15 protein-coding genes are annotated in these 16,090 nt (G+C 69.0%); 4 read left to right on the top strand and 11 right to left on the bottom strand.

Going from position 1 to position 16,090, the window contains the following annotated elements; translation table 11 throughout:
- Nucleotides 1-33: 33 nt before the first annotated feature.
- Nucleotides 34-1,254 (bottom strand): hypothetical protein, encoded by a 1,221-nt coding sequence (locus LG3211_RS21300; RefSeq protein ID WP_057944577.1) that lies wholly within the window; start codon nt 1,252-1,254, stop codon nt 34-36.
- Nucleotides 1,255-2,021: 767 nt separating this feature from the next.
- Between LG3211_RS21300 and LG3211_RS21305 the strand changes: the two genes are divergently transcribed.
- From LG3211_RS21305 to LG3211_RS21315, 3 genes are read left to right on the top strand one after another with little or no spacing between them, the layout of a single operon-like run.
- Nucleotides 2,022-3,029, top strand: a complete 1,008-nt coding sequence (locus LG3211_RS21305; protein WP_057944578.1) for a methionine ABC transporter ATP-binding protein — start codon at nt 2,022-2,024, stop codon at nt 3,027-3,029.
- Complete coding sequence (locus LG3211_RS21310) at nt 3,026-3,709, top strand: methionine ABC transporter permease (RefSeq protein ID WP_057944579.1); 684 nt, start codon at nt 3,026-3,028, stop codon at nt 3,707-3,709. The genes LG3211_RS21305 and LG3211_RS21310 overlap by 4 nt, the downstream gene beginning before the upstream one ends.
- A gap of 36 nt (nt 3,710-3,745) precedes the next feature.
- Nucleotides 3,746-4,537 carry a MetQ/NlpA family ABC transporter substrate-binding protein gene (locus LG3211_RS21315; RefSeq protein ID WP_057944580.1) on the top strand — a complete coding sequence of 264 codons (792 nt, stop codon included), beginning with the start codon at nt 3,746-3,748 and terminating at the stop codon, nt 4,535-4,537.
- Between the two features lie 118 nt (nt 4,538-4,655).
- Here LG3211_RS21315 and LG3211_RS21320 read toward each other — a convergent pair whose 3' ends face one another.
- The 4 genes from LG3211_RS21320 to LG3211_RS21335 all read right to left on the bottom strand — a co-directional run bounded on the left by LG3211_RS21320 (nt 4,656) and on the right by LG3211_RS21335 (nt 7,596).
- Nucleotides 4,656-5,066, bottom strand: coding sequence for a bleomycin resistance family protein (locus LG3211_RS21320; protein ID WP_057944581.1), 411 nt, complete (start codon nt 5,064-5,066; stop codon nt 4,656-4,658).
- Nucleotides 5,067-5,146: 80 nt separating this feature from the next.
- On the bottom strand, nt 5,147-5,527 hold the full coding sequence (locus tag LG3211_RS21325) for a VOC family protein (RefSeq protein ID WP_057944582.1): 381 nt from the start codon (nt 5,525-5,527) through the stop codon (nt 5,147-5,149).
- 134 nt (nt 5,528-5,661) lie between these two features.
- The gene (locus LG3211_RS21330; protein ID WP_057945663.1) at nt 5,662-6,960 is read right to left on the bottom strand and encodes an alpha/beta hydrolase family protein; all 1,299 of its coding nucleotides are present in this window, start codon (nt 6,958-6,960) and stop codon (nt 5,662-5,664) included.
- A gap of 138 nt (nt 6,961-7,098) precedes the next feature.
- Complete coding sequence (locus tag LG3211_RS21335; RefSeq protein WP_187313067.1) at nt 7,099-7,596, bottom strand: lipocalin-like domain-containing protein; 498 nt, start codon at nt 7,594-7,596, stop codon at nt 7,099-7,101.
- A gap of 21 nt (nt 7,597-7,617) precedes the next feature.
- On the opposite strand from LG3211_RS21335, the gene LG3211_RS21340 reads away from it, so the two are divergent.
- A complete protein-coding gene (locus tag LG3211_RS21340) occupies nt 7,618-8,085 on the top strand; it encodes a hypothetical protein (protein WP_148649059.1) in 468 nt (155 codons plus the stop codon).
- Between the two features lie 3 nt (nt 8,086-8,088).
- Here the strand turns inward: LG3211_RS21340 and LG3211_RS21345 are convergent, their stop codons facing one another.
- From LG3211_RS21345 to LG3211_RS21370, 6 genes are all read right to left on the bottom strand, one after another.
- The gene (locus LG3211_RS21345; RefSeq protein WP_148649060.1) at nt 8,089-8,661 is read right to left on the bottom strand and encodes a DUF2894 domain-containing protein; all 573 of its coding nucleotides are present in this window, start codon (nt 8,659-8,661) and stop codon (nt 8,089-8,091) included.
- Nucleotides 8,662-8,757: 96 nt separating this feature from the next.
- Complete coding sequence (locus tag LG3211_RS21350; RefSeq protein ID WP_057944585.1) at nt 8,758-9,390, bottom strand: OmpA family protein; 633 nt, start codon at nt 9,388-9,390, stop codon at nt 8,758-8,760.
- Entirely contained in the window at nt 9,387-11,570 is a 2,184-nt protein-coding gene (locus LG3211_RS21355) for a DUF802 domain-containing protein (RefSeq protein ID WP_057944586.1), read from the bottom strand. The genes LG3211_RS21350 and LG3211_RS21355 overlap by 4 nt, the downstream gene beginning before the upstream one ends.
- Nucleotide 11,571: 1 nt before the next feature.
- Nucleotides 11,572-12,303 carry a DUF3348 domain-containing protein gene (locus LG3211_RS21360; RefSeq protein WP_057944587.1) on the bottom strand — a complete coding sequence of 244 codons (732 nt, stop codon included), beginning with the start codon at nt 12,301-12,303 and terminating at the stop codon, nt 11,572-11,574.
- A 359-nt stretch (nt 12,304-12,662) separates the two neighbouring features.
- Nucleotides 12,663-15,434 carry a type 2 lanthipeptide synthetase LanM gene (gene lanM, locus LG3211_RS21365; protein WP_057944588.1) on the bottom strand — a complete coding sequence of 924 codons (2,772 nt, stop codon included), beginning with the start codon at nt 15,432-15,434 and terminating at the stop codon, nt 12,663-12,665.
- A 1-nt stretch (nt 15,435) separates the two neighbouring features.
- Nucleotides 15,436-16,083 carry a DsbA family protein gene (locus LG3211_RS21370; protein WP_057944589.1) on the bottom strand — a complete coding sequence of 216 codons (648 nt, stop codon included), beginning with the start codon at nt 16,081-16,083 and terminating at the stop codon, nt 15,436-15,438.
- Nucleotides 16,084-16,090 lie beyond the last annotated feature (7 nt).

The following is a 16,090-nucleotide window of genomic DNA, read 5'->3' on the forward strand; positions in this document are numbered from 1 at the left end:
TGGGGGCGCCCGGTACGGCGCGGCAAAAACAATCTACCCAGGCGGCAGCGCAGCGGGGAGTAACAAGATCGTCGTGAATCCGACCAGCGACGGCGCCAGCCAGCGCTGGGCGCGGGCGCGGCCGATGGAACGCACCTGGGCGGCGGCCTCCAGCTCCACCAGCGCGCGCTGGACCGTGCGCTGGCTGTCGCCCAGCGCCAGCGCCAGGGCCGAGGTGGACCAGGCCGCGCCGTCGCCGAGCAATGCCAACAGCGAGGCCTGATCGCCGTCGATGGGCGGCATCAGCACCACCACCGCGCGCTCCTCGTGCGGCGCCAGCCGGAAACCGCGCGCGGTGGCCTCGATGTCGGCCAGCGGCGCGATCAGGGCGCGCAGGCGGCCGAGTTCCACGCGCAGACGCGCGCGATGGGTTTCGTCCGCATGGCGGGTGCGGAACACGTTCGCGATCAAGGCGCCGCGATCGACATCGCCCGGCCAGCCTTCGGCCAGCGCGCGCAGCAAGGCGAACAACACCGGCCTGCGCGCCAGCGCCTGCCAGCTGTCGCCCGCGCGCAGGCCGCGGCGGCAGGCATCGACCACCAGCGCGCCGGAGGCCAGCAAGGCTTCGACCTGCTCCAGTCGCAAGGGTTGTTCATGGCCGGCGTGGACGATGCGCGCGGCCACGCGATCCAGCGCGGCGCGCGCATCGCCGACTTCGGCGAGCAGCGCCGGCACGCGCGCGCGTTCGGCCGCGGCCAAGGCGCGATCCAGCGCCGCCCGCGCTGCCGCCGTATGCAGCGAGCGCAAGGCCACTTCGGCGGCGGCCAATTCGGCCACCGCCACCAGCGACGGCGGCTGGCCGGAGAGGTCCATTTGGGCAAGTGCGGACGCGGCTTCGTCGAGGCGGCCGAGCAGCAACAGCCGGCGCAGCGCGATCAGGCGCGCCTGCAAGGCATTGGCGTGATCGGCGCGCGCCTGCAACGCCGCGGCGGCGTCGGCGAGCGGGCGCGGCGAGCCGCCCAGGTCGCGCATGGCCAGCGCCACCTCGGCCTCGGCGACCAGGCAGCGCGCTCGCGCCAGTTCCTCGCGCGCGCCGAAACCTCGCGCGGCGCGGCGCAGCAGTTCGCGCGCTCGCGGATAGTCGCCGAGCTGCGCCATGGCGATGCCGCGCAGGGCCAATGCCGGCGGGTCGTCGCGCAGCGCCACGCGCTTGAGCGCGCCGAGCGCATCGCCGACGGCCAGCGCGCGCCCGGCAGCGGCGATCAGAGAGTCCATCGCGACAGGCTACTGCGTGAGAGCCGATTGCGCACAGTGACGGGGCTCATGCGGCCGCCGGGCGACGGGGCGGCAAGAGCTGACAAAATCGCTCATCTCCCTCTCCCTCTCCCTCTCCCTCTCCCGCTCGCGGGAGAGGGCCGGGGTGAGGGGATGAGCGCCCTAGGCGCGAATGCTCTTACTCGAAGCCTCACCGCCGCCCGCACACCCTCACCCCAACCCCTCTCCCGCAGGCGGGAGAGGGGCTAACGCTGACAAAACCGCTCCTCTCCCGCTCGCGGGAGAGGGCCGGGGTGAGGGGATGAGCGCCCTAGGCGCGAATGCTCTTACTCGAAGCCTCACCGCCACCCGCACACCCTCACCCCAACCCCTCTCCCGCAAGCGGGAGAGGGGCTAACGCTGACAAAATCGCTCGTCTCCCTCTCCCTCTCCCGCTTGCGGGAGAGGGCCGGGGTGAGGGGATGAGCGCCATAGGCGCGAATGCTCTTACTCGAAGCCTCACCGCCGCCCGCGCCCCCTCACCCCAACCCCTCTCCCGCAAGCGGGAGAGGGGCTAACTGCTTTCGTCACTTACACGGCATTGCCAGCGGTTCTAAGCAAATAACCGGCCCGCAACCACCCGCCCCGGCGCCCCGCCTTACAATGCCGTCCGCCCCGATTGCGTCGAATGCTAGGCTGGCGGCGCCACACTCCGCCCCGGATCGACCTCGCGCCACCGCCTGCACGGCGCTGTCCTTCCACGCACCGCACTGCCTTCGCGACGGTCCATGATCGAATTCCAGCAAGTCCACAAATCGTTCCGCGTCGGCGGCCGCGAGGTCGCGGCCTTGCAACCGCTCGACCTGCGGATCGTCGAAGGCGAAGTGTTCGGCATCATCGGCCACTCCGGCGCCGGCAAATCCACCCTGATCCGCCTGATCAACGGCCTGGAGCGCCCCAGCGGCGGGCGCGTGCTGGTCGATGGCGAAGACCCCGGCGCGCTCGACGCCGCCGGTCTGCGCGCGCTGCGCCGGCGCATCGGCATGATCTTCCAGCACTTCAATCTGCTGTCCTCGCGCACGGTCGCGGCCAACGTGGCGTTTCCGCTCGAACTGGCCGGCACGCCGCAGTCCGAGATCGCCAGCCGCGTCGCCGAACTGCTGGCGCGCGTGGGCCTGAACGAACACGCGAACAAATACCCCGCGCAGTTGTCCGGCGGCCAGAAGCAGCGCGTCGGCATCGCCCGCGCCCTGGCCTGCCGGCCGCGCATCCTGTTGTGCGACGAAGCCACCAGTGCGCTCGATCCGCAGACCACCGCCTCGGTGCTGGCGCTGCTGGCGCAGATCAACCGCGAGCTGGGCCTGACCGTGGTGCTGATCACTCACGAGATGGAAGTCATCCGCCGCGTCTGCGATCGCGTGGCCGTGCTCGACGCCGGCCATCTGGTCGAAAGCGGCCAGGTCGCGGACGTGTTCCTGCACCCGCGCCACGCGACCACGCGCCGCTTCGTCTCCGAAGCCGAGCACGTCAACGAAGGCGCGCTGCACAGCGATTTCGCCGCGGTGTCCGGGCGCCTGCTGCGGCTGACCTTCCTCGGCCAGCACACTTACGAGCCGCTGCTCGGGCGCATCGCGCGCGAGACCGGCGTGGACTACAACATCCTCGCCGGCCGCATCGACCGGATCAAAGACCTGCCCTACGGCCAGCTCACCATCGCCCTGGTCGGAGGCGACAGCGATGCCGCGATCGCGGCCCTGGGCGCGGCCGGCGTTCATGTCGAGGAGATCGCGCGATGACCGCCAACGCAGGCTGGTTCGCCCACCTGGACGCGGGCAAATGGACCGAGATCGGCCAAGCCACGCTCGACACCCTGCTGATGCTGGCCGGCGCGCTGCCGCTGACCTTGCTGATCGGCCTGCCGCTGGGCATCGCGTTGTTCCTGACCGCGCCGCGGCAACTGCGCGCGCAGCCGCGCCTGTACGCGGCGCTGTCGCTGGTGATCAACATCCTGCGCTCGGTGCCCTTCATCATCCTGATGATCGTGATGATTCCGCTGACGCTGTCGATCATGGGCACCTCGCTCGGCGTGCGCGGCGCGATCCTGCCGCTGGTCGTCGGCGCGGCGCCGTTCTACGCGCGCCTGGTCGAGACCGCGCTGCGCGAAGTCGATCGCGGCATCATCGAAGCCTGCCAGGCGATGGGCGCGACCACGCGCCAGATCGTGCTGCGCGCGCTGCTGCCCGAAGCGCTGCCGGGCCTGATCGCCGGCGCCACCGTCACCACCCTCGCTTTGATCGGTTACACCGCCATGGGCGGCGCGATCGGCTCGGGCGGGCTCGGCGATCTGGCTTACCGCGACGGCTATCTGCGCTCGCATACCGATGTGGCGTTCGTGACGGTGCTGCTTTTGCTGCTGCTGGTGCAGGCACTGCAGACGCTGGGCGACCGCCTGGTCGCGCGCTTCAGCCGTCGCTGAGCCGGCGCCTTCAATATTCGAAATGAGGATCACCCGATGAAGAAAATCCTTCTGCCGTTGCTGCTGGCCGTCGCCGCACTGAGCGGCTGCGGCGCGTCCGACACCGCATCGAAGAAACTCACCGTCGCCGCCACCGCGGTGCCGCATGCGGAGATTCTCGAAGTGGTCAAGCCGCTGCTGGCCAAGGAAGGGGTGGAGCTGGACGTACGCGTGTTCAACGACTACGTGCAGCCCAACGACCAGGTCGCGCAGAAGCTCATCGACGTGAGCTACTTCGAGACCGAGCCCTACCTCAACGCCTACAACAAGAGCCGCGGCACCCAGCTGACCACCATCGTCGGCGTGCACATCGAGCCGTTCGGCGCGTACTCGCGCAAGTTCAAGTCGCTCAATGACCTGCCGTCGGGCGCCGACGTCGCCATTCCCAACGATCCGAGCAACAACAGCCGCGCGCTGATCCTGCTGCACAAGGCCGGGGTGATCCAGTTGCGCGACCCGACCGATTCGCTGGCGACGCTGCGCGACATCACTTCGAACCCGAAGCAGCTCAAGTTCCGCGAGCTCGATTCGGCGATGCTGCCGCGCGTGCTCGATCAGGTCGATCTGGCCCTGATCAACACCAACTACGCGCTCGACGCCGGCCTGGACCCGACCAAGGACGCGCTGGCGATCGAAGGCAGCGATTCGCCGTACGTGAACTTCCTGGTCGGCCGTCCGGACAATCTCAAGGACCCGCGCGTGCTGAAGCTGGCGGCGGCGCTGACCAGCCCGCAGGTCAAGGACTTCATCGCCAAGAAGTATCGCGGTGCGGTGCTGCCGGCGTTCTGATAGCGATCGCCGCGCTCGCGGCGGGCTAGACGGTCGGCGCCTCTCGCGGCGCCGACCGATGTGCGCGATAGACGCGGTGCGATCGGCGGCACGGGCGGGCGCCGGGCGCGAGGCCGGCCTAGGTGTGGTCGATACCGCGGCTGATGCGGAACACATGTCCGTCGGGATGACGGACATGCATCTCGCGAACACCCCAGGGCATGTTCTCCGGTCCCCAGCTGATTTCGATGCCCTGCTCGATGCAGCGCTGATGGACCGCATCGACATCGTCCACCCAGATCGACATCCACACGCCTGTCTCGGCGGCCCCGTTCGAATCCGGGCCGAAACTCGGCCGATTCTCGCCGTCGCCGCGACCGCCCTGCGCGTTCACGCACAAAAAGATTTCGCACTCGCCCGAGCCGACGCTGCCGAACGTCGGCGGCGCGCCCCAGTCCCAGCATTTCTTCCAGCCGAGTTTTTCGAACCAGTCGAAACTGCGCTGGATGTCGGAGACGTTCAGGATGGGGGTGATGGCTTTGGCGTACATCTGCGGCCTCTTCGTAGTCTGACGTCGGGTCAACCGAGAATGGAATCCTCGCGCGGCGCAACCGCGGTCGCAAGTTCCGCTCAATCCCAACAGGTAGCGTTCTTGGGAAAACCGGGACGCTGAACCCGCACCACGCAGAACCGCTGCCCGGTCGGCGCCTGCATCACTACCCAACGCTCAAGGCGATCGACCACTTGCGCGCCCAGCGCTTCCAGGCGCGCGACTTCGGCGGGGATGTCGTCGGTTTCTATATCGATATGGACCCGGCTCTCGTGCTCGACGCGCTGGATCTGCACGATCGGCTCATCCTCCTGCGTTTCCAGCATCCGGTAGTTGCCGCGCGTGCCGGGATGATCGAAGTCCATCGGCCGGCCGAGCGCGTCGGCCCAGAACTGGGCGGCCTGGTCGATATCGGAGGTCTGGCAGTCGATCAACAGCGCGCAAAGACGGGAATGGTGCATGGCGGTCTCCTCAATCGGTCAAGTCGCTGCGGCGAGCTTAAACCCATGGGAGTATCGGTGCGGTGCCGACAGAGACAGGGCGCGCAGGTCGTCGATGCGCGGCGCGTGGCGAAGTAACGCGCGCCACTGTGGGCTCACTTCGCCGCGGGCCTGCCCAGGATGAAGTCGCGCATGCGCGGGAAGTAGTCCTGCGGTTGCCGGGTCGAGATGCGCTCGCCCTCCTTGCCCGTCTCGAATTCGTACAGGCCGTGGTCGGCATCGGGGAAAACGACGTAGTCGATGGGCCGGCCCGATTGCTTCAGCGCATCCAGGCGACGCACGGTTTCGCCCGGCGGCGCGTCGCGGTCCTGGCCGCCCAGCAGCCACAGCTGCGGCACCGCCAGATTGTTCAACACCGGCATCGGGTCGTACCGCACCTCGATGCCCGCCACCAGCGCCGGCGCCTGCGTGCGCAAGTCCTGCGCCGAGGCGCTCAGCATGAAGCCGCTGTAGTTGCCGCGAATGGCGGAGAACCACGGCTGCGCGGCGTACTTGCGCTTGACCTCGTCGAGCCGCTCGAAGCCTTCGCGAAAATCGCTTTCGACGATCGCCGCGGTCGCGTCGGCGACTTCCAGCGCTTTCGCCGTTTCCACGCCGCCGAAGCCGGCGCGCGCCAGATCCGCGGCGATGGCCTCGCGATCTTCCTCGCGCGGCGACACCGCCAGGCCGAAGCTGACGATGACGAAATCCACCGGCTCGATGCGCGCGGCCAGCGGCGCGACCCATCCGCCCTGGCTGCCGCCCTGGTAGCCCATTCGCCCGGCCCTGTCGCCGACGAGGCGGCGGGCTTCGCGCGCGGCCTGGATCGCGTCGGTCGCCAGCAGCAGATAGTTCTGGCTATAGCGGCCGCCCGACGCGCCGGTGCCGCGTTTGTCGTAGGCGAACACGCCGATGCCGGCGCTGGCGAACTGGCGTTGCAGCCAATAGTCCTGCAGCGCCGAGGAATGCTCGGCGCCATGGATCAACACCACGATCGGCACTCGCGCCCGGCCCGGCGGCAAGGTCAAGCGCCCGGCCAGTTCGACGCCGTTGCTTTCGAAGCGTGTGTCGCGCTGGATCAAGGCTTCGCGCTGGCCGGCGATATCGTCGAAGCCGATACCGCCGCGGCCGCAGTCGGTGATCGTCAGCGTATGTCCGTCGGGGCGCTCGGTCCAACCGTAGGTGCTGGTCCATCGCTCCTTGCCCGCGCGAATCAAAGCACCCGTGAGCCCGTCGGTACGCCGCCAGCGCAGTTGCCCCGCCGCGCCCGGGCCGATGTCGAGCGCGCTGCCGTCGACCAGGCGGTAGCTGCCGATTTCGCAGGCCGGCGCGACGACGGCTTCGGCCGCGAGCGCCGGCGACATGCCCGCGAGCGCCAGCAGCAATGCTGCTGCGGCCAGTGTCTTACCCGTCATCACGATCATCCCGAGCTCGCAGGTTCCGATTCGCGCCAAGCTGCCCCGTCCGCCAGGGACGGTCAATGCGGATGCGACGAAACGGCGGAAACGCGGGCCGAAGCCGACTCTGAGCGCGCGAACAGCATCGGCAATCGCTTATTTCACCCGCCGCAGCCGCCGGTAGAAATGACCGCCGGCGGTATCGCCTTCGATGATCAGCTCATCGCCGACCAGTTTGATCGGCCGCGTCTGGTCGGTGCCGGTGTAGCTCGGCATCAGACTGCCCTGCACCTGATGGATCACCTGGCCCTGCGCCTCATCGACGCGATAGGTGCCGAAGTAGGCGATGTAACCGTCGTAAGCGCCGCGCACTTCGCGATCGCTGCCCTTCTGATCGCCGTCGGCGAACGGCGGCGTCGCCGGCGTGCGCATGACTTGCACGTGCATATGCCCGGTCGCGTCGTAGACGATGTAGCCCACGGGATGCTCGCCGTAAGGACGCACGGCCTTGCCGGCGAGATCGGTATCCACCAGCTCCATGACTTGCCAGGTGCCCACCAGGCGCGATGCGAGCGAGCCGCTCTTCGCCCCCGGCGTGGTCGCGCAGCCGACCAACAGGCTGGCGATGACTGAAACGACGATACCGGCTTTCACATAGTCCTCCATCCGATCGAAATGAAACGCCCGCGCAGCTTACGCGCGCGCACTGCCGCCGGTGAAGACCGCGGCCGCGCCGGTTCGCTAAGATGGCCGCGCACGCACACTCTCGATCAAGGAACGGACATGGCGCATAAATGGATTGCGGCGGTAGCGGCGGTGGCGATGGCCGCGATCGTGTGTTGGCTTGCCAGCGCGACCGGCCTGGGCCTGACCGTCGTGTCGATCGTCCCGGCGCTGGTGGTGGGCGCGGCGTTCGCGGGCGTGATCTGGAAAAGCGGCGCCAAGGCCTTGCTGATTCCGGCGGTGGGATTCGCGCTGGGGCTCGCCGGTACGTTCGCGCTGCAGTTGCTGGCCGGCGGCGGGTCTTTCGACGGGATCTACTACCTGTTCGCCGCGGTCATGACGATGTCCGTGCTGACTTTCTTCGTGTCGCTCGTACTGCTCGCGGCGCCGAAACTCCGGCGGCGCCTGCTCGGCGCGTGAGGCCTACTCGCCGCGGCGTTTGCGCGGCTTGTCCCGGCCGCGCTTGGCGACGCTGCCGGTGCGCAGCGCATCGTCGAGTTCCATGACGCCGTCTCCGCTCATCCGTTCGATCCAGGTCAAGGCATCGACGTAGGCCAGGAACTGCTGCAGATACCCGGGCGACAGCTCGCGCATCAGGGTGAGCGAGCGATGCACGAGCCGGCCGGAGTTGAGCGGGCCGGCATCGCCGGGCGCCTGCCGCAGGGATTGCCGCAACTGACTTTCGGAGCGGATCTGCGACCAAATGGCGCGAAAATCTTCGAGCGCGGCAAGCTGCGGGAACACCGCGGCCTCGCCCATGGCGAAGGCGCTGTCGCGCGCCGCCGTCTGCTGCGCGAGGTAATCGATCAGTCCGCCCACTACGCTGCCGCCGGCATCGTCGGCCGCCGTGTTTTTCCGCGCCGCGCGCTTGAGATCGCCCGCATACGCCCGCATCAGCTCCGCCAAGCGTGCATCCAGAAGCCGCCGCGCTTCGCCGTCACGGCTGGCGGCGCGACGCTCCAGCGCGTCGATACGATGAAAACGCACGCGGTCCATGCGATCGGCGCCCTGCTCGCGCCAGGCATCGATTTGCGCCCGCGCATCGGGCTGGACGCGCTTGCGCGCCAGGGTCGGGTTACGGCTCACGACGCATCACCCGGACTTGGACGGCTTCGGGACCGGCGCGATTTCCACGCGCCGGTTGCGCGCGCGGCCTTCTTCGTCGGCGTTGGAACTCACCGGCTGCTCGGAGCCGAATGCGGCCGCGAACACCGATGAGGAATGCACGCCCGCGGCGACCAAGGCGCGGGTCACGGTCAGGGCGCGCCGCGCCGACAGTTCCCAGTTGTCGGCGAATTGCGAATTGCCGTCGCGCACCTGGCGATCGTCGGTGAAGCCGCTGACCATCAGGATTTCATCGCGCGCCTGCAGATAGTCCGACAGCGGCCCGGCCAGGCTCTTGAGCAGCTCGCGGCCTTCGGGCTGCAGCTGATCGGAGTTCAACGCGAACAACACGCTGCCGCGAATGCCGATGCGTCCATCGACCAGGGTCACCCGTCCGCTCGCCAGCGGCACCGCCAGCGCCTGCTCCAGCGACTTGCGCCGTTGCGCTTCGAGGCGGCGCTGCTTGACCTCCTGGTCGAGCCGGTTCGACAACTGCATCTGCACGCCGAGCACGCCGACCAGGATCAGCACGAACACGCCCAGCAGCACCGACATCAGGTCGCCGAAGGCGGCCCACACCGGTGTCGCCGACTCGGCGTCGCCGTCGATGTCCAGGCTCATGCCGCCTGCGCTCCGGCCGCGGCCGGCTGCTGCGCCAGTTGCTGGATGTCCTGAATGATCTGCTTCTGCGCGAGCATGCTCAGGTCGATGACTTCCTTCGCCTGCGCCACGTAGTACGCCAGTTGCTCGTCGCTGCGCGCCAGCGACTTGTCCAGCGCGGTCTCGACCCCTTGCAGGCGCGCGGTCAGCAATTCGTTCGACTCGCCGAACTGCTGCACGGCCGCGGCGAAGGCATCGCTCAGGCTCGCCACCTCGACCGCGCCGACGCTGATCTGCGCGGCGGTCGCGCCGAGCTTGCCGGTCTCGGCCTCGATGTGATCGGTGAAGCGGGTGCCGACGCGATCGAGCAGATCGGCCGAGGTGACGACCAGCGCATCGACCGCGACGCGCTGTTCGGTGGAGGCGTGGTTGACCGCATCGAGCAGGGTTTCCAGCGTCGCCAGCAGACGGTTGCGCTCATCCAGCATGGCGGTGTCGCGGACCATGCTGTCGGACAGCTTCTGGCGCAGCTCGGCGACGACTTCGGCCGCGGCCTTGGGCGCTTGCGACGCCGCGTCCACCAGGCGCGAAATCTCCGCGATCGTGTCCTGGGCCTGCGACTGCGACTGCGCGGTGATCTCCTGCGCGGTGCGCGCGAGCGTGTCGCAGATCTCGCGCTGGCGTTGCGCGGCATGCTCGCCGCTGTGCTCCCAGCGCTCGCCCAGGCTCGCCGCCATCGAATCGAACGCGCCGGTCCACGCGGCCAGCCGCTGTTCGTCGCGCGATTCCAGCGTCGTCTGCAACTGCGCATGCGACTGCTCCGACGCGCGCACCAGCGATGCCGCGTGGGACTCGAACGTCACCGCCGCGGCGGCCAGCGCCTGTTGATTGCGCGCCGCCATGGCTTCGTTGGCGTCTAGCTGTTGCGACAGCGCCTCGCTCCACGCCTTCGCCGCCGCCAGCTGCGCCTGCTGATTGCGCGCCGCCATGTCCTGGTGCGCGCTCAGCTGCCGCGACAGCGCGCCGTTCCAGGCTTCCACCGCATTGTCCGCGGTGGCGTCGAAACGCGCCGACACCGTGTCCAGCAAACCGGCAGCGCCCTGATCGAAGCGCGCGGTGAATCCGTCCAGGGTCTTGCCCAGGTCCTGCGCCAGCGCTTCGTTGCAGCGGCGCTGATCGACCAGCGCTTCGCTCCATATCTCGGTGACGCGGGTGGTGGTGGTGGCGAAACCGGCCGACAGGCCGTCCATCTGCTGTTGCACGGCGTCGCTGACGGTGGCCTGCAGCGAACGGGTTTCGTCCGCGATCGCCGCCATCGTGGTCTGCATGATCGGCTGCAGCGCCGCGCCGGCCGCGCGCGCGCTTTCGCCGATGCTGTCCTGCAAGGATCGCTCCACCGACGCGGCCAACTGGGCGAAGACCGCTTCGGTCTTGTCGTGGAAGGCGTCCTGGCGCGCCATCTGCCGCTCGTGCGCGAGCAGGTTCTGGCGCTCGATCGCCGCGGTCATTTCCTGCAGCCGATCGACCAGCGTCGGCATCATTTCGGCCTGGCGCTGCAGCAGCTTGAAGGCTTCCTCGCGCCGATGCGTCTGCGAGTAAGCGCGCAGCGTGGTCGCGATGGCGACATCCAGCCGCTGCGCCGCCTGCGCGCGTTCGCGCCGGCTCAGCGCCGACAGCAAGCCGAGCATCGCCGAGGCGGCGACACCCGCGATCGAAGTGCCGAAGGCGAAGCCGAGCCCGGCCACCGGCGCGGCGATGGATTCGCGGATCGCTTGCAGGTCGGCGGCGCTTTCCAGCGCCAGTCCGGTGCCGCGCAGCGTGGTCATCATGCCCAGCAGGGTGCCCAGCATGCCCAGCAACACCAGCAGGCCGACCAGATACGGCGTCAGCGCCGGCGCCGGCAGCGCCACGCGTTCGCCTTCGATGCGCAGGCGCGCGGCGTTGCGCAGCGAGGGATGCAGGCGACCGAGCCATTCGCTCAGATCCGCCGGCGGCGCCGACAACTCGGCGAGCGCGCGGTCCAGCGTGGCGGTGGCCTGCCGATAGCGATGCAGTTCGAGCCCGCCCGCGCAATAGCAAGCGCCGATCAACAGCGCGACCGACAACGCCAGCGTGTTGGTGCCGACATAGCCCGCGCCGACCCAGCACACGGCGATCAAACCTACGACGAAGATCGCCGGATAAAGCAGATTTCTGAACATGTTATCCATGTGGATTGGTGGCGAGGGCGGCAAGCAGGCCCTCGGCCGGTTGAAGGCGAACATCCAGTTCGGCGAGCAATACGTCTTGCATGTCCTTGCGAAACACATCCGGCCAGGCTTCGCCGGCCGCTGCCGGCGCCTCGCCCGGCACGCGCGCCTCGTCGCTGCCGGCGCGCGCGTTCTGGCGCAAGCGTTCGAAGTGTTCCGCGAGCAGCACCGGCGCCACCGACAGCAGGCTGCGCTCGCGCCGGCTCAGCGCCCGTTCCATCACCGCGTCCACGTCGGCGAGACGGGCCAGATCGGCCGACTGCGCGCTCAGCTTGAGCCGCAGGCGATCGCGCAAGCGGCCTACGCCGGCTTCCATCGTCTGTTGCAGGAACAGGTAGCGCTGACGGAAGAACGCGTAGTCCGGGCCTTCATCTGCGTCGGCTTGCCCGGATGTGGGCGGCGGCGCGGCGAACGCCGCATCGCCGACAATCGCGCCAGTCAGCGAAGCGCGCACGCGCGCGCATTCGTCCGCTTCCGCGGCGCTGTCGATGCGTTCGTCGTCGAGTGCCGCCGCCGGCCTGTCCAGCACGGTGGACAGCGCAACGGCATGAGTCCAATCGATCCAGTGACTCAGCTGATCCGACAACGATCGCGTGGGCTGGGGCAGGTCTGCGGCCGTCAGGCGAGCGAGCGTGCGGATGAACGTCGGGCCGCGAACCGTGGCCCGTCGAGGTGCTTGCATCATTACTACTGGCTAAAAGATCGCCATTTTACACGTGCGGCCGCCGCCTGCCGCTGGCAGGGCGTCGCGGCGGGCACGGCGGGGTCCGGACATTCACGAATCGCGGCTGATTCAGCTGCTTCACAGTCGCGCAAACCCTTGCGGGCGCGGGCTATCGAGCGTGTGGCGGCCGCCGGCTTGCGACCGGCCCGATGGGCGAAATCGGGGTTCAAAGGCGTCCGCGGGCGGCGGTTCTCGGAGCCCTTGCCAAACGCCATCGATTTGTGCGGGCTCCTCCCGGCCGTGTCGGCCCCGGCCGCCGCGACCGCCACGGCACGAAACGCCAACGGCCGCGGCGCCGGCCGCGCGCGTGATCGCCGGCGCTAAGTCAGCGTCAGCGGACAGAACCCACGCGATGCGCCGCCCGCGGTCGGCTGCGCCGGCAAATGCGCCAGGCCCGCGCCGGCCAGACCGACCATCAAACCCAGATTGCCGCGGTCGTGCGTCCAGCCCGCGCGATAGTCATCGACGGCGAACGCGGGCGCATCCATGTCGAAATCGAAGCCCAGCGCGGCGGCGACCTTGGCCAGCGCCAGATGCACGCCGGCGCTGCCGTGACACAGCGAATCGTCCTTCAGCCGCCCGAACCATTCCACGCTGCGCGCGAACGCGGCGCGCACGCAGTCGCGTTGCCACGGCTCCAGCCTGTCCCAGGCCTGCGCGCGCGCGAGCAGGAAACCGGCGGCGCCGTTGCACCAGCCCAGCGAATACTGCGGCTGCGCTTCGCGCGTGTCCGGCCACAAGCCGATGTCGGCGTCGAACAATCGGTCTTCGCGGCGCAATGCGTGCAAGGCCAGTTCGTTCATGGCGGTATCGCCGAGCGCTTGCGCCAGTTGCATCAGCGCGAAGGCGATGCCGCTGCCGCCATGGGCGAAGCCGGTCACGCAGCGATCGACGCCGTGCAGCCACCACTCCGGGCCGTCGTCGCCCGGCCGCGCCGCGGCGATCAAGCGTTCGCCGAGACGGCGCGCAACAGCGAGCAAGCGTGCGTCGCCGTCGAGACGATGCAAGGCCAGCGCGACCAGGGCGATGCCCGCGGCGCCGTCGATGATGTCGAAACGATCCGCGCTCCACTGCGGCTCGCGCGCCAGGAAGGCTTCGACAGACAACTTTCGCAATTCCTCGTCGCCGCGTTCGACCGCGGCTTCGGCCAAGGCCAGGATCAATCCTTCCATGCCCGAATACGCGCCGCTGCCGAGCATCGCGCTGCGCTCGACCAGGATGCGCCGGCCGGTCGCGATCAGGCGTTCGGTCAAGGCGTCCGCGCCGGTATCGGCGCCCGGCGCATGGCGGCGCGACAGAAAGGCGAGGATGCCGCCGAGTCCGGTGTACAGGTCCGGCCCCATCGGCATGATCGCGAAATCGCCGCCGGGCGTGCCGGCGGGCGGGCTGTACGTCCACAACACGCTGCCGTCGCCCTCGCCGCTCACCGAGCCGTCGTCCAGCGCCGCGGCCACCGATGCGGCGAGATCGCCGTGCGCATGCCCGGCGCAACCGGCGCCGCCGTGGCAACCCAGCGCGACCGCAACAAAGCTCAGCTGGCGCGCGATCCACGAAGCATCGGCGAAACGATCCAGGCGCTCGCGCACCAGTTGCAAGGCCGAGCGCTGGAAGAAACCGGCGATCGTGCCGAACGGACTGTGCAGATCGCAGCCGTCCAGCCGCGCTTCGAAATAGGGAATGTCGAACTGCAGCAGTTGCTGGCGCTCGCTGTCGTAGAGATGGCGCAGGAACGGCTTGCCGGCTTCCTCGCGGCGCAACTTGAGCAGCAACGCATCGGCCGCGGCCGGTTCGGCCAGGGCCGGATGGGTGGTTTCGGCCAGAAACAGCCCGTACAGATAGGTGTGACGCATGATCTGCCGCGAACGCAACGACGCGGCATCGTCCAGCAGCGCGGCGACCTGCCGCGCATGCGCCGTCAACGCCGCCGCCGCGTCGCGGTAACCGTCTGCGAAGGCCTCGAAGTACGCCGCGAACGCCGCCGGTTCGCCGTCCACGCGCGGCACCGGGCTGTCGATGCGGATCGCATCGTGCACTCGCGACAAGCGCATGCTCGCGGTCTTGGCGTCCACCGCGACCTCGCGCGACACCGGCGCGGCCACGCGGTCGCCCTGCGCCGCGCCGGAGAACACGCCCTCGCGCGTGCGCCGCAGCGACACCACGCCGACGCCGAGCACCGATTCGCCCAGGCGCCGGTCCAGTTCGTGCTCGGCGTCCATGATCGTCACCGCCGAGGCCGCCTGCCGGTCGATGCGCGCGGTGTTGGTGAACAAGGCCTCGACATCGACGAAGAACGGCCGGCCGTGCGCGTCGGTGACGATGTTCTCGAAGTGGATGTCGGTGCCGCACAGCAGGTGCGCCACCGCCGTGCAGGTGCCGAGCGAGCTATAGAAACGCGTGGCCGCCTCCGCCCCCTGCGCACCGCCGCCGCGCACGCCGAGCTGCCAGCCGTAGTGTTCGCGATCGATCGACTGCAGCACGGCGATATCGGTATCGGCCATGCGCTGCAGGCGCGCGTACAGCAAGTCCAGGCCCAATCCGCGCGGCTTGTAGTACAGGTCGAACGCGTCGAAGCGATAACGGATCGTCGCCCGCGCGCCGCGATGCGGGTCGCCCTGGCCGAACTCGATGCGCAGCGGCGTCAGATCGGACTTCAGGCCGAAGGCTTGCAACGCCTGCGCGTCGGCCGCCAGATGACCTAGGTGATCGCGAAGGAATTCGACGAAACCCTCGCAGAAGCGCTGTGCGCGCCGATACAGGAAGGCGTAGCGCAGACGCAGATCGCGCGCGCGTTCGCCCTCGGCGATGGCCTGGACGAAGGCGACGAACACCGGATCGCCGACCGCGGTGGCCGGCCTGGCCTGCGGCCCGGGCGCGGCGCCGGCATAGCGATTGAGCTCGAACACGAACACTTTCTGGAACATCCAGCACAAGCGCTGCAACAGGTATTCGCCGGCGCCGTCGATCAACGCCGGATGCAGGCCGGCCGGCACCGCGCTGGCGGCGACGCGCTCGACGATCCGCCCGCGCAGGGCCTCGGCTTCCTCGCGACAGATCGCGGCGATGTAGTAACGATCGAAATCCAGGCTGCTCATGTCATCGCGCTTCCGTCTTGGGTGCGTTCAAGGCCGCCTCGTAGCAGCCGAAGGTCCACGGCTCGGGCATCAGCACGCGATCGACGACCACGGTCGGGACCGAGGAAATGCCGTGCACGATCGCGCGGTAACGCTGGCGTTCCACCCTTTGCGCGATGTCGGGCCGTTGCATGCACGCGCTCAGTTGCGCCGCGCCGAAACCGTCCGCGGGCGTGGCATCGGGAATCAATCGCCGCGCCAGCTCCGGCGCGGCGAGGCCGACCAGATCCTGGCCGTAGACGCGGTCGTACAAGGCCTTGGTGTCGACGCCGGGGCGTTCCTGCAGGCAGGTCACCGCATGCGCCAGTTCGGTCGAACCCTCGCGGATCGGAAACGCCAGCACGCGGATCTTCGCTTGGCCGCCATCGACGAAGCGCGCCATCAGCCTGGGCAGCATCTCGGCATGGAAACGCTTGCAGGCCGGACATCCGTAGTCGGTGACCAAGACGATTTCGTGCGCCGCATCCGCTCGGCCCAGCACCGGCAAGTCGTCGATCTGCATCGTCTGCAAAGGCTCCGAGCGCCCGGCCGCCATCAACACGAACCCCAGCGATACCGCCAGCAACACCACCAATGCCGACGCGCCGATCCAGATCCACGGTCCTTTCATGTCTTCA

The organism is Lysobacter gummosus, from assembly GCF_001442805.1.
Lineage (GTDB): Bacteria > Pseudomonadota > Gammaproteobacteria > Xanthomonadales > Xanthomonadaceae > Lysobacter > Lysobacter gummosus.

Excerpts from the sequence above, each read along its gene's own strand:
- LG3211_RS21350 (WP_057944585.1), bottom strand. The coding sequence starts at position 9,390 with ATGAGCCTGGACATCGACGGCGACGCCGAGTCGGCGACACCGGTGTGG.
- LG3211_RS21325 (WP_057944582.1), bottom strand. The coding sequence starts at position 5,527 with ATGCACCATTCCCGTCTTTGCGCGCTGTTGATCGACTGCCAGACCTCC.
- LG3211_RS21300 (WP_057944577.1), bottom strand. The coding sequence starts at position 1,254 with ATGGACTCTCTGATCGCCGCTGCCGGGCGCGCGCTGGCCGTCGGCGAT.
- lanM (WP_057944588.1), bottom strand. The coding sequence starts at position 15,434 with ATGAGCAGCCTGGATTTCGATCGTTACTACATCGCCGCGATCTGTCGC.
- LG3211_RS21330 (WP_057945663.1), bottom strand. The coding sequence starts at position 6,960 with ATGACGGGTAAGACACTGGCCGCAGCAGCATTGCTGCTGGCGCTCGCG.
- LG3211_RS21340 (WP_148649059.1), top strand. The coding sequence starts at position 7,618 with ATGAAACGCCCGCGCAGCTTACGCGCGCGCACTGCCGCCGGTGAAGAC.
- LG3211_RS21345 (WP_148649060.1), bottom strand. The coding sequence starts at position 8,661 with ATGGACCGCGTGCGTTTTCATCGTATCGACGCGCTGGAGCGTCGCGCC.
- LG3211_RS21370 (WP_057944589.1), bottom strand. The coding sequence starts at position 16,083 with ATGAAAGGACCGTGGATCTGGATCGGCGCGTCGGCATTGGTGGTGTTG.
- LG3211_RS21310 (WP_057944579.1), top strand. The coding sequence starts at position 3,026 with ATGACCGCCAACGCAGGCTGGTTCGCCCACCTGGACGCGGGCAAATGG.
- LG3211_RS21320 (WP_057944581.1), bottom strand. The coding sequence starts at position 5,066 with ATGTACGCCAAAGCCATCACCCCCATCCTGAACGTCTCCGACATCCAG.
- LG3211_RS21315 (WP_057944580.1), top strand. The coding sequence starts at position 3,746 with ATGAAGAAAATCCTTCTGCCGTTGCTGCTGGCCGTCGCCGCACTGAGC.
- LG3211_RS21355 (WP_057944586.1), bottom strand. The coding sequence starts at position 11,570 with ATGTTCAGAAATCTGCTTTATCCGGCGATCTTCGTCGTAGGTTTGATC.
- LG3211_RS21360 (WP_057944587.1), bottom strand. The coding sequence starts at position 12,303 with ATGATGCAAGCACCTCGACGGGCCACGGTTCGCGGCCCGACGTTCATC.
- LG3211_RS21305 (WP_057944578.1), top strand. The coding sequence starts at position 2,022 with ATGATCGAATTCCAGCAAGTCCACAAATCGTTCCGCGTCGGCGGCCGC.